Here is a 12888-nt window from a genome sequence, read left to right as displayed (position 1 = left end):
TATTTTAAAACTGTCCCAACTAAAAAAAGGAGGTAAATTATGAAATACGTTATTCAGGTTTCAAACGGAACTATTAACCCGGGTCTTTTAATGAGCGTCATTAAAAATACAAGCGCTATAAGTGAAACGGAAGAAATAAACGTGGTAGCCATAGGTCCGGCGGTAGTCGCACTCCTGCATCATTCTCAGCTTAAAGAGCAGTTAAGAGCCGTTTTGAACGACAAAGTAAATATTTACGTCTGCCGCAACGCTATGAATATGTTTGAACTCAAAGACAGCGACATACCGGATTACGCAAAAATAGTTCCTGCAGGCGTGGAAAAAATAGGAAAACTTTCAAAAGAAGGATGCGTGTATATAGCGCTTTAATATGAAGATATGAGCAAATTAGTCCAGCCGCCTAAAGGAACGAAGGATTTTCTTCCCGAAGAGATGGTTTTAAGAAGAAATGTTATCGAAACTATACGGGAATGTTTTGTCCTTTACGGCTTCGTAGAAATAGATTCTCCCGTTTTTGAATATTTCGAGCTTCTTTCCCGAAAATGCGGAAGCGAAGTAGAAAAAGAAATTTATGTTTTTGAAGATAAGGCAAAACGTAAACTTGGGTTAAGATTTGAATTTACTTCTCCTTTAGGGCGCTATTATGCTACTAATGCAGAAAAGTTAACAAAACCTTTTAAAAGATACATAATAGGCAAAGTTTACAGGTACGAAAATACCCAGGCTGGAAGATACAGGGAATTTTATCAGGCCGATGCCGATATAATAGGCTCATATTCCATGAACGTTGAGAGCGAACTTATAGATTTAGCCGTTTTTACTCTTGAAAAATTAGGCATGGGAGATTATGAAATAATTATAAATAACAGAAAAATACTCGACGGTATTATCAACGCTGCGGGCATAGACGAAATCAAAAAAGACGCGGCGCTGAGAGCTTTAGATAAAACGGCGAAAGTAGGAGAAGCCGGAGTAATAAAAGAATTTAAAGAGAACGGCATAAGCGAAGAAAATTATCGTTCGTTTATGCGCATTATCGATTTAGACCCGGCAACCGATAACGCAAAAAAATTATCTATTTTAAAAGAGCGTCTTATAGCAGAAATAAAAGAAGAATCCATTAAACAAAGAGCCGTCGAAGGAATAGAAGAGCTTAATTCCGTTATAGAAAACGGGCGTAAAGCAGGAACCGGCGGAGCACCTGCCGCTGAAACCGATGACGAGGTAATAAAATTTGACCCGCTTTTAGTCAGGGGGTTAGGATATTATACAGGTCCTATTTTCGAGATAAAATCGAAAGACGTCGCCATAGGAAGTTTTGCCGCAGGCGGCAGATACGATAATCTCGTAGAACTTTACGGCGCCCGTCCTGAAGGCGCGTGCGGAATATCGTTCGGCGTAGAAAGAATAATAGACATCATAATCCAAAAAAATGCAGACCTCATTCAGTCCATTTCTTCGCCCGTGAAATTGTATATAGTTTATTTAACCGAACAAGAGAAGCCTTTTGCGTACAAAGCAGCCAAATTTTTGCGTTCAAAAGGAATAAGCGCCGAAATTTGCGTTTCGTCCGAACCGAACATAAGTAAAGAGATAAAATACGCCGATAAGAAAAAAATAGAATATATAGCCATAATAGGCGAAAGAGAAGCCGCGGAACAAAAACTTACCTTAAAAAATCTCAAAACCAGAGAAGAAATATTATCGACGATTGAAAATTTGGCTAAAATTTTACTTTAATCCGAATATTTAATCTTTTCATATCCGATTTTTTTAATAAAAGCCGATATAAAAAAGAATTGTCAATAGATTATGTTTAAATTTTTTAAAAAAAAGCGCGATAAAACGGTTATAAAATCGGAAATAATAATAAGCGGTTTTAGTATAACCGTTTTAAAAAAAGATATTAAAAATCTTCATTTAAACATTCTTCCGCCTGACGGAAAGATAAGGGTTTCGGTGCCTAGGAGAATGGACGACCGGTCCGTCCGCGTTTTTATAATATCAAAATTGTCGTGGATTGAAAAACACGTAAACAGCTTTAAAGAGAGGCCGAGGGAAACTCCGAGGGAATATGTTTCTGGAGAAAGCCATTATTTTAAAGGAGAAATATATTTGCTTAACGTTATCGAATATAGCGGAAAACCTTATATAATTATAAATAATAATAAAAATATAGATTTTTACGTAAAAAAAAATGCAGATTTAGAGGAAAAGAAAAAAGTTTTTTTACGCTGGCAGAGGGAAGAATTAGCAAAAGAACTTTTCGGCATATTTAATAAATGGCAGGAAATAATGGGAGTTTCTGCTAATGAGATAAGAATAAAACGCATGAAGACTAAATGGGGCACCTGCAATATTAAAGCAAAAAGAATATGGATAAATTTAGAACTGATTAAAAAACCTGTTTATTGTATAGAATACATTGTAGTTCATGAACTGACGCATCTTATCGAGATAAATCATAATAAAAGATTTAAAGAAATTATGGATAAATTTATTCCTCACTGGAGAAATTATAAAAAAGAACTGAACGGTTCTATTTTGCAGGGCAGTAAAATTCTCTAAAATACATATTAAATCCCTAATTAGTTTGACTTTTTTAAAATAATGGTTTAAAATTAATCATCGACCGCTGTTTGTAAAAATTTAACTGATTTCTTATATAATACAAACCGCTTCCGCGAACTCAGCCTTAATCGTTTTTCTAATTAAAATATTTCTGATAATATAAGTAATATAAGAAGATAAGTCTATAAAAATTTTATGAAACAGTTTAAAAAAGTATTGATAGCCAACAGGGGAGAAATCGCTTCCAGAATCATCAGGGCTTGCAAAGAGCTTGGAATTAAAACCGTTGCTATTTATTCGGAAGCAGACGGTCAGGCTCTTCACGTAAAAAAGGCGGATGAAGCTTACTTAGTCGGACCTGGACCTATATCGGGTTATTTGAATATTAACAGGATAGTAGATTTAGCTATTAATACAGGCGCCGATGCCATACATCCTGGATACGGATTTTTATCGGAAAATCCAAAATTTCCGGAAGTCTGCGAAAAACGGGGGGTAATATTCATAGGCCCTTCATCTAAAACTATAGCGATGATGGGTGATAAGATAGAATCCAAAAGGCTTATGAAATCGGTCGGAGTGCCTGTAGTAGAAGGATCGGAAGGCGGCGTAGAATCGGAAGAAGAGGCGGTTGCAGTCGCAAACAAGATAGGTTATCCCGTCATGATAAAAGCCTCGGCCGGCGGCGGCGGAAAAGGAATCAGGATATGTTTTAACGACGGCGAGCTTGTTAAAAATTTTTCTTTATCTCGTTCAGAGGCCGAAAAAGCGTTCGGCAATCCGGAAGTATTCATAGAAAAATATATAGAAAAACCCCACCATATCGAGTTTCAAATACTGGCGGATAATTACGGCAATATTATACATCTCGGCGAAAGAGACTGTTCCATACAGAGAAGGCATCAAAAACTGATAGAAATAGCTCCGTCCCTTATACTTACCGAAGAAACCCGCAGAAAAATGGGCGAATCGTCTATAAAAGCCGCGCGAGCCTGTAACTACCGCAATGCCGGAACAATAGAATATATCGTCGATAAAAACGGTAATTACTATTTTATGGAAATGAACACCAGAATACAGGTTGAGCACAGCGTCACCGAAATAGTTACGGGAGTCGATATAGTCGGCGAACAGATTCAGATAGCTATGGGCAAAGAACTCGACATTAAGCAGGAAGACGTTTCTATGAGGGGTTATGCCATAGAATGCCGCATCAACGCAGAAAATCCCAGAAAAGATTTTGTTCCGAGCACAGGAAAAGTCACGGCTTATTATTCTCCGGGCGGAATTGGAGTAAGAATAGACGGCGCGGTTTATAAAGATTATGTAATCCAGCCTTTTTACGATTCTATGATTGCAAAACTGACGGTAAGCGGCAGGACATGGGAAGAAACCGTGCGGAGAGCGCAAAGAGCTTTAGACGAATATGTTATTAAAGGCGTTAAAACTACTATACCTTTTCAGCTAAGGATAGTTCAGGACGATGATTTTTTAAAAGGAAATTTCGATACGCACTTCATAGACGAAAGACTTTATTTAAGGGATTATAAACTGCAGAAAGATCCTTTCGACAGAATACTTGCAATATCGGCTGCTATTGCGGCTTATTATGGAATTTAACAGGAATTTAAAAGGAAGGTATTAATATATGGAAGAAAAAACTTACATAAGAAAAATAGGCGTTATGGAAACAGTTTTAAGAGATGCGCACCAGTCTCTTTTGGCTACAAGAATGATAACGCCCGATATACTGGGGATAGCTAACGTTTTGGACAATATAGGGTTCTGGTCCTTAGAAGTGTGGGGAGGAGCTACTTTTGATTCATGCCTTAGGTTTTTAAAAGAAGACCCGTGGGAAAGACTTAAAAGAGTCAGGAAGGCATATAAAAATTCGAGGCTGCAGATGCTTTTGAGAGGTCAGAATTTAGTCGGATACAGGCATTATGCCGACGACGTGGTAGAAAGATTTGTTTCTTTAAGCGCCGATAACGGCATAGACGTATTTAGAATTTTCGATTCCCTTAACGATTTTAGAAACATAAAAAAAGCGGTAGAAATCGTAAAAAAGAAAAAAAAGATAGTAGAAGCTACAATATGCTATACTACTAGCCCCGTTCATACAAACGAACTTTTTACGCAGATGGCGATAGAGCTTGAAAACATGGGAGCTGATACTATATGTATAAAAGATATGGCGGGATTGCTTTCTCCGGCAAACGCTTATAACTTGGTATCTATGATAAAGAAAAAAATAAGTCTGCCCATTCACGTTCATTCCCATTCCACTATAGGTTTTGCTTCAATGTCGCTTCTTAAAGCAGTAGAAGCGGGAGCGGATATTATAGATACGGCAATATCTTCTATGTCTTGCGGAACTTCGCATCCTCCTACCGAGTCGATAGCTTTTACTTTATTAGAGATGGGTTATGACGTTGACCTTGATTTTGAAAAACTAAAAGAAGTTGCAGATTATTTTAGAATCGTCAGGAAAAGATACGCTTCTTTAGAAAGCGAATATACAAATATTAACACCGATGTTATCGTTACTCAGGTTCCCGGCGGAATGATGTCAAATTTAGCTAGCCAGCTTAAGGAACAGAATGCGCTCGATAAAATGGAGGAGGTGCTTTATGAAGTACCTCAGGTCAGGGAAGATTTCGGTTATCCTCCGCTGGTAACTCCTTCCTCGCAGATTGTAGGAACGCAGGCCGCTCTTAACGTAATAACCGGAGAAAAATATAAAGTTGTCACAAGCGAAACTAAAAACTACCTAAAAGGCTATTACGGGAAACCGCCCGCTGAAATTAATCCGGAGATACAGAAAAAGGTGTTGGGAAACGAAGAAGTAGTAACCGTAAGGCCGGCAGATTTATTAGAACCGGAAATGTCGAAGGAATATAAAGATATAAAAGAGTTCGATATAAGCGAAGAGGATTTCTTGTCTTACGTATTGTTTCCGAATATAGCTTTAGAATTTTTTAAAGCAAAAAAAGAAGGCAGTCTTCCCGACTATTCAAAACCCACTGATACGGATGCTCTAAAAAATTTATCCGAAGGTAATAATATAACGCCTGAAGTTTCGGATTCTTCTATTCTTGCAAAAGACGGGGGACTAGCTCCAAGCGAATTTATCGTTACCGTTCACGGCGAAAGCTATAAAATTAAAATTGCCGGAGCCGGACATAAATCCGACCAAAAAAGACCATTCTTTTTAAACGTGGACGGAACTTTGGAAGAAGTCGTCATAGAATCGCTTACCGAAATAGTTCCAAGCGCAGGCGGCGAAATAGTCGGAGAGAGCATAGCAAGGTCGAAAAGGCCGTCGCCGAAAAGAGAAGGAGACGTTTATGCGCCTATGCCGGGAAGAATTACGAAAGTTATGGTTAAAGCAGGGGACTCGGTTAAGGCAGGCGATACCGTTTTAATAGTAGAAGCGATGAAGATGGAAAACGAAATACATACTCCTATAGACGGAACGGTTAAAGAGATTTACATAAAAGAAGGGGACAGCGTAAATCCGGATGAAACTTTGATTTATGTAGAGTCGTAAAATAAAAAGTTAGTGATATAATATTATATATAACTTAGTAAATGTCATTGAGAGCATATCTTCGAATGCGCTTATAAAAGCCAAAGGTTGTTATGTATTAATTAGAAGATTAGAAACAATATTATATTTACATTTAGCCGCAAAAAATATGCTCGCAATTAAAATTCGATTAACTTAGGACGGTGCTTTAAATTGATAAGAAAAGCTGCGGTAATGGGTTATTTTTATCCGGAAGGATTAAATAACATAAATAATTTCATAGATTCCTTTAAAGCGGTTATACCGGCTGCCGGCAAAAAAATAGATGCATTCGGGATTATATCGCCGCACGCCGGTTACGTATATTCAGGAAAAATTGCTTACGAAGGATATTCGAGCATCGATATAAAAAACAATATAATTATTATAGGTCCGAACCATACTGGTATGGGAGCTGACTATTCGGTAATGAATAAAGGAAAATATGATTTTAGAGATTTCTCCGTTCCGATTAATTCAAAACTTGCCGATGCTATTATCGACGGCGCAGACAGTCCTTTCATTGCCGACGAACAGGCTCATTTAAAAGAACATTCCGTTGAAGTTCAGATTCCGCTCATATACAATTTAAAAAAAGATTTTTCTATAGTTCCTATAGTTATTTCGTTTATCAGATACAATGACGTTGTTAACGCTTCAAAAGCTATATATAACGCTTTAAAAAAATTAGATTTAATGGACGATGTTTTAATAGTAGCAAGTTCCGATATGACTCATTACGAACCGGCCGAGTCGGCAAAATATAAGGACGATATCGCGATAAAAGAAATACTGGATTTAAATTCACGGGGTTTGTACGAAAAAGTAAGGTTAAACGATATTACGATGTGCGGTTTTATCCCCGCATCCATAATGATTAACGTCGCCAAAATGGCCGGACGAACCAAAGCAAAAATTATAGGATATACCAATTCAGGAGAAGTTACCGGCGATTATTCAAGCGTAGTCGGATATTCTTCTATCGTTATATATTAAATATTTTTATAAACTCCTTAATATTTATTATGGATACAATAAAAACAAGATTTGCTCCGAGTCCTACGGGCTATCTGCATATAGGCGGAGCAAGGACGGCTCTTTTTAACTATGTTTATGCCAAACATAACGGCGGAAAATTTGTTTTAAGAATTGAAGACACTGATTTTGAACGTTCCGAAAAAATATTTGAAGAAGATATAATAGAAAGCCTTAAATGGATGTCTATTATATCTGACGAAGAAATATTGCATCAATCCGAACGTCTTAATATCTATAATTCTTACGTAGAAAAACTTTTAAAAGAAGGAAAGGCTTATTATTGTTTTTGCTCAAAAGAGCTTTTAGAAGAAGACAGAAATAAACTTATAGCCGAAAACAAAAAACCTATGTACGTCGGCAGATGCCGTGAATTAAAGCCTGATGCCGAAATGCTAAAAACGCCGCACGTTATAAGGTTTAAAGTGGGCAGAGAAGCAGGGTCCGCCACGTTTTTCAAAGACTTAATAAGAAATCAGGTTATAAGCATAGAAAACAAAGAAATAGACGATTTCGTAATAGTCAGGGAAGACGGAATTCCTACATATAACTTTGCCGTAGTCATAGACGATGCTTTGTCTGGAATAACGCACGTGCTTAGAGGCGACGACCATGTAAGTAATACGCCTAAACAGATAATGCTGTATAATGCTTTAGGCTTTAAAGCGCCGGAATTTGCTCATGTTTCCATGATACTCGGTCCTGACGGCAAAAGGCTTTCTAAAAGGCACGGCGCTACCTCCGTCATCCAGTACAAAAAGGAAGGATTTTTACCTGAAGCTTTAGTTAATTATCTCATTAGGCTCGGCTGGTCTCATGGTAACGACGAAATTCTTTCTATGGATGAAATTATAAAATTTTTCGATTTAAAAAACATAAGCAAATCCGCCGCTATTTTTAATACCGAAAAATTATTATGGCTCAATTCCCATTATATAAAATCGAAAGACCCGTTTACCTTAATAAAACTTATAAACGATATATCGGAAGACTCTCAAACCTTGCTTAACGAAGACATAAAAACGGCTGCCCTTGTTGATTCCCTTAAATCCCGCTCCAAAACTCTCGTCGAGTTAAGACGGAAATTAGATTTTTTCTTAAATAAAACCGTTGAATATAATACGGGCGTTATTAACGAATTTAATTTTAATCAAAACGATGTGGATTTTTTGTCGTCTTTTAAGGGTTTTATAATAAGTTTGGACGATAAGATTTTTACAGACGCAAAAAATTTGGAAGATTTGAAAGTCTCAATAGAATTAATAAAAAATGCATTTAACGATTTTTTTTCGCAGAACGGATGGACTATGAAAGAAAAAGCCATGATAATAAGACTTGCTTTTACAGGAGAAAAAGTCAGTCCTCCTATATACGAAATGATATTTTCGCTGGGAAAAGAAAGATGCGCAGAAAGAATAGAGGCTTTTTTATGCCGTTAAAAATATGCGGAATAGACGAAGCCGGCAGAGGCTGCCTTGCAGGGCCGGTAGTATCGGCGGCGGTTATAATAGATAAAAATAAAATTCCTACCGGTATAAAAGATTCCAAACAGTTAACCGAGCCAAAAAGAAAAGAGTTCTATAATATTATTTTAAGTTCCGCCGTATCTTATTCTATAGGCATCGCTTCTAATTTGGAAATAGATAAAATTAATATTTTTAAGGCGGCTATGCTTTCTATGGAAAGAGCTTTTGACGGTTTATCGGTAAAGCCCGACGTCGTAATTATAGACGGTCCTATAGTGCCGAAAGGTTTATCGGATATTTCCGGATTAAAAGTAATACCTGTAATAAAAGGCGACGACAGGGTAAAAGTAGTTTCCTGCGCATCGGTAATAGCTAAAGTTTTTAGGGACGGACTAATGGCGGACGTCGATGAAAAATATCCGGAATACGGCTTTAAAAAACACAAAGGATACGCAACCGTCGAACATAAAAAAAATATTAGAAAATACGGATTAACGAAAATTCACAGGAAAACTTTTAAATTTTAATATTTAATAAGATTTAGTATATATAAAGATGATTATTATTATATAATAGCCATATGGCATATGTGATATATTAATTATATCAATATGTAAATTAATTAACGGATAAAATGAATCTAAATATAAACGATAAAAAGATGAACGACAAGTCGTTAAATAAAGCTAAGGGAGACGAAGGAGAAGCGGTTGCGGCAGAGTTTTTAGAAAAAATAGGATACAGAATTATTAAAAAAAATTTTAAAAAAGGCAGACGCGAAATAGACATTATTGCCGAAAACGAAAGCGGCAATTTAAATTTTATAGAAGTAAAGACAAGGTTTAAAAACCGATTCGGTAAACCTTACGAAGCGGTGAACAAACGAAAACTTTCAACTATTATTGAAGTATCTGATTTTTTTTTAATGCAGTCGTCTGCGTCTAATATAAAAAACTACAATAAAACAATTTACTATGGCATAATTTCTATTGAATATATCGAACGCGGTTCGATTAAATTAATTTTTTTTGAAAATATTCTCGAATGATAAATAAAAGCAATAACCGGATAAACGTCTGCTTAGCGCAGACAGACCCCAAAATGGGGGATTTAGAAAAAAATATAGAAAACCATATTAATATTATTTCCTCAGCAAAAAACAAAGGGGCGGAAATAGTGGTTTTTCCGGAACTTTCTCTCACGGGCTACTTTTTAAAAGACTCCGTTTACGATTTAGGCGTCGATATTAATTCCGATGAAGCCGCCGTCTTCCAACCTCTTTATGAAGTATCGAGAGAACTTAATATTGCCGTTATCGCAGGTTTCGTAGAAAAAGACGCAGATTTTAATTTTTATAATTCGACTTTTTGCGTTTCTAACGGAAAACTTATTAATATTCACAGAAAGGTTTATCTGCCCACGTACGGCATGTTTGAAGAATTGAGATATTTTAAACAGGGAGACGGTTTCGGCGTTTTCGATTTAAACGGCGTTAAAATTTCAGTCTTGACATGCGAAGATGCCTGGCATCTTTCGTCGTCTTATATCGCCGCTAACAAAGGCGCTCATATAATTATTATCAATTCCGCTTCTCCGGCGAGAGGTATAACCTCGGGACTTAACAAATTTAATTCGACTAATATGTGGGAGGAACTTCTTTCCGTTATTGCTTTCTATTATAAATGTTACGTTATATACGTAAACAGAGTCGGTTTTGAAGACGGCATAGGATTTTCCGGCGGTTCATGTGCAATAAACCCTTCGGGCGATATCGAAAGCAAAATAGATTATATAGAAACAGGAGAAATTATAGCGGAATTAAATTTAAATCTGCTTAATAACGAAAGATTTAAAACGCCTCTTTTACGCGACGAAAATTTAAATCTGACCCTTAAAGAATTAGAAAGTATAATAGATAATAATAAAGTTAAGTGAAAAGATTTATATGAATCATAAAATTGAACTGCCAAAAATAGACGAATTAAATTTTCCTTTATTTTATAAACATCTCGGTAATTTTATAAAAAGCGAGGTTTTAAAGGCGGGGTTAAAAAGCGTAGTTTTGGGCTTGTCGGGAGGTATAGATTCGGCTGTGTCTTGTTTTTTGGCTGTAAGCGCGCTTGGAAAAGATAACGTAACGGCTCTAATAATGCCTTATGAAAGCAGTTCCAAGTCAAGTATCGAGGATGCTTTAAAAGTTGTAAATACGCTAGGCATTAAATATTACGTTTTAGATATATCTAACCAGATTAACGAATATTTTAAGAACGAGTCTAAAGAGACCGAGAAAAGCGAAAATGCCGATGCTGCAGGCGATATCGCCTTAAAACTTAGAAAAGGCAATAAAATGGCCAGAGAAAGGATGTCTATTCTGTATGATTATTCATATAAGTTAAATTCGTTAGTCCTTGGGACAAGCAATAAATCGGAACTGCTTCTGGGCTACGGAACTTTATACGGCGATATGGCTTCAGCTTTAAATCCAATAGGAGATATTTATAAAACTCAGATTTATCAGCTTGCGGAGCATCTCGGCATCCCAAAAAATATTATAAATAAACCGCCGTCTGCCGATTTGTGGGAAGGGCAGTCGGATGAATCGGAGCTGGGTTTTACATATAAAACTGCGGACGATATAATGTATCTCTTAATAGATAAAATGTATAAACCCGAAGTAGTAATTTCTTTAGGATTTGAAGAAAATATCGTAAACAACATATATGAAAGAATAAAAAAATCGCAGTATAAAAGACGTATGCCTTTAATAGCAAAGGTTTCTGAACGGACCATAAATATTGATTTTAGATATTTAAGGGATTGGGCATAGTTTTATGAGCGTATTATACGTCGTGGCGACGCCCATCGGAAACCTCGAAGATATTACTATAAGAGCGTTAAAAGTAATGAGGGAAGCGGACTTTATAGCCTGCGAAGATACCAGAAAAACGAGGATATTAACTTCTAAATATCATATTAAAACACGCTTAATTCCATATCACGAATATAATAAAAAATCGGCTGCCGACGCTATCGCCGGCGGTATAATGAAAGGGAGAGATTACGTTTTAGTCAGCGAAGCCGGGACGCCTTTAATATCCGACCCCGGTTCTTATTTAGTCCGCTTGTGTATCGAAAAAGGAATAAAAGTAGTTCCTATTCCCGGCCCTTCCAGCGTATTAACCGCAATATCGGCATCGGGATTGAATACTTCGGAATTTACTTTTATCGGTTTTTTACCTAAAAAAGAGGGAAAAAGAAAAAAATTACTTGCAAAATTAAAGGATGAAAAAAGGGTTTTTATACTTTTTGAACCAGGCAGAAGCGTCGAAAAACTGCTTGCAGATATAAACGAAATAATGGGCAACGTTAAAATATGCTACGCAAAAGAGCTAACTAAAATTTATGAATTTATAGAAACAAAAGACGTAAAAACTATAACGGAAGAAATTAAAAACAGGCCTGAATTAACAAAGGGCGAGTTGACGGTTATCGTCGATCCGTCGCCTATAGAGGAAGCAGACTAAGAATTATCTTAATATTTTAAAATCTTTGAAATTAGAAAGCCCGTCCTGTTCATATAGTTTAACTTCTTTGACTCTCGACGATGGCGGACCGACATGCACGGAAGCAATAATTTCCTTAATTTTTTCTTCCTCGCCCTCAAAAAATGCCTCTACATGACCGTCATGAGTATTCATTACATAACCCTTTATGCCGATTCTTTCGGCTTCAAGTTTTGTAAAATTTCTAAAATTTACGCCCTGAACGATTCCTTTTATAATAACCCTATAAGATTTTAAAGTCATATAGCATAATTAATTATTTTTTTTATTATTTTTAATACTGTTGCCGATGCTTTTAGTTTTAGCTGAACGAGAAGTATCTTTATGTTTAGAATTTGCGCCGGACCGTTTATTAATTTTTTCTTCAAGCATATTGATCTTTTCTTCTAATCCTTTTACTTCGGAACTTCTGGCTATATCGGCTTTGCTAAGGGCTTTTTTTACGGATTCGTCTACTATAGACATCAATTTTTTTTTATTTGTATCGTATATGTCTTTCATTTTTTGGGAAAAAACTTCAGATTCTTTTTTGCCGAAATTATGGCTGACTATAAATTCGTCTAAAATCTTCTGAAATCTATCCTCGGTCACTCCAAGTACCGATCCTATAAATTCGGTAAACTTATCGACAGCCGTTTTTTGCGATTCCATAAAACCTCCATTAAATATTAATTATAATTATACT

At 36.3% G+C, this 12888-nt stretch carries 14 protein-coding genes; 12 read left to right on the top strand and 2 right to left on the bottom strand.

Annotated elements, in window-relative coordinates:
* Positions 1–39 precede the first annotated feature (39 nt).
* The 12 genes from EVJ48_00265 (at position 40) to rsmI (ending at position 12164) form a co-directional block, all read left to right on the top strand.
* Positions 40–369, top strand: coding sequence for a hypothetical protein (locus EVJ48_00265; GenBank protein RZV40391.1), 330 nt, complete (start codon positions 40–42; stop codon positions 367–369).
* A gap of 9 nt (positions 370–378) precedes the next feature.
* A complete protein-coding gene (gene hisS / locus EVJ48_00260) occupies positions 379–1740 on the top strand; it encodes a histidine--tRNA ligase (GenBank protein RZV40390.1) in 1362 nt (453 codons plus the stop codon).
* Positions 1741–1812: 72 nt separating this feature from the next.
* Positions 1813–2568, top strand: coding sequence for a M48 family peptidase (locus tag EVJ48_00255; protein ID RZV40389.1), 756 nt, complete (start codon positions 1813–1815; stop codon positions 2566–2568).
* Positions 2569–2766: 198 nt separating this feature from the next.
* Positions 2767–4191, top strand: coding sequence for an acetyl-CoA carboxylase biotin carboxylase subunit (gene accC, locus EVJ48_00250; GenBank protein ID RZV40388.1), 1425 nt, complete (start codon positions 2767–2769; stop codon positions 4189–4191).
* Positions 4192–4219: 28 nt separating this feature from the next.
* A complete protein-coding gene (oadA, locus tag EVJ48_00245; GenBank protein ID RZV40387.1) occupies positions 4220–6121 on the top strand; it encodes an oxaloacetate decarboxylase subunit alpha in 1902 nt (633 codons plus the stop codon).
* Between the two features lie 192 nt (positions 6122–6313).
* A complete protein-coding gene (amrB, locus tag EVJ48_00240; GenBank protein RZV40386.1) occupies positions 6314–7135 on the top strand; it encodes an AmmeMemoRadiSam system protein B in 822 nt (273 codons plus the stop codon).
* A gap of 29 nt (positions 7136–7164) precedes the next feature.
* Positions 7165–8613: a glutamate--tRNA ligase gene (gltX, locus tag EVJ48_00235; protein RZV40385.1), complete on the top strand. Its 1449-nt coding sequence runs from the start codon at positions 7165–7167 to the stop codon at positions 8611–8613.
* Entirely contained in the window at positions 8604–9167 is a 564-nt protein-coding gene (locus EVJ48_00230; GenBank protein ID RZV40384.1) for a ribonuclease HII, read from the top strand. The genes gltX and EVJ48_00230 overlap by 10 nt, the downstream gene beginning before the upstream one ends.
* Positions 9168–9274: 107 nt before the next feature.
* Entirely contained in the window at positions 9275–9688 is a 414-nt protein-coding gene (locus EVJ48_00225; protein RZV40383.1) for a YraN family protein, read from the top strand.
* Positions 9685–10575, top strand: a complete 891-nt coding sequence (locus EVJ48_00220) for a carbon-nitrogen hydrolase (GenBank protein RZV40382.1) — start codon at positions 9685–9687, stop codon at positions 10573–10575. Before EVJ48_00225 ends, EVJ48_00220 begins: the two co-directional genes overlap by 4 nt.
* Positions 10576–10585: 10 nt before the next feature.
* Positions 10586–11467, top strand: a complete 882-nt coding sequence (locus EVJ48_00215) for an NAD+ synthase (protein RZV40381.1) — start codon at positions 10586–10588, stop codon at positions 11465–11467.
* Between the two features lie 4 nt (positions 11468–11471).
* The gene (gene rsmI / locus EVJ48_00210) at positions 11472–12164 is read left to right on the top strand and encodes a 16S rRNA (cytidine(1402)-2'-O)-methyltransferase (GenBank protein ID RZV40380.1); all 693 of its coding nucleotides are present in this window, start codon (positions 11472–11474) and stop codon (positions 12162–12164) included.
* 3 nt (positions 12165–12167) lie between these two features.
* Here rsmI and EVJ48_00205 read toward each other — a convergent pair whose 3' ends face one another.
* Complete coding sequence (locus EVJ48_00205) at positions 12168–12446, bottom strand: acylphosphatase (protein RZV40379.1); 279 nt, start codon at positions 12444–12446, stop codon at positions 12168–12170.
* 9 nt (positions 12447–12455) lie between these two features.
* Complete coding sequence (locus EVJ48_00200; GenBank protein RZV40378.1) at positions 12456–12854, bottom strand: hypothetical protein; 399 nt, start codon at positions 12852–12854, stop codon at positions 12456–12458.
* Positions 12855–12888: the final 34 nt, after the last annotated feature.

Origin of the sequence: Candidatus Acidulodesulfobacterium acidiphilum, from assembly GCA_008534395.1 — a bacterium.
GTDB classification, from domain to species: domain Bacteria; phylum SZUA-79; class SZUA-79; order Acidulodesulfobacterales; family Acidulodesulfobacteraceae; genus Acidulodesulfobacterium_A; species Acidulodesulfobacterium_A acidiphilum.
This window is presented reverse-complemented; position numbering and strand designations above follow the sequence as displayed.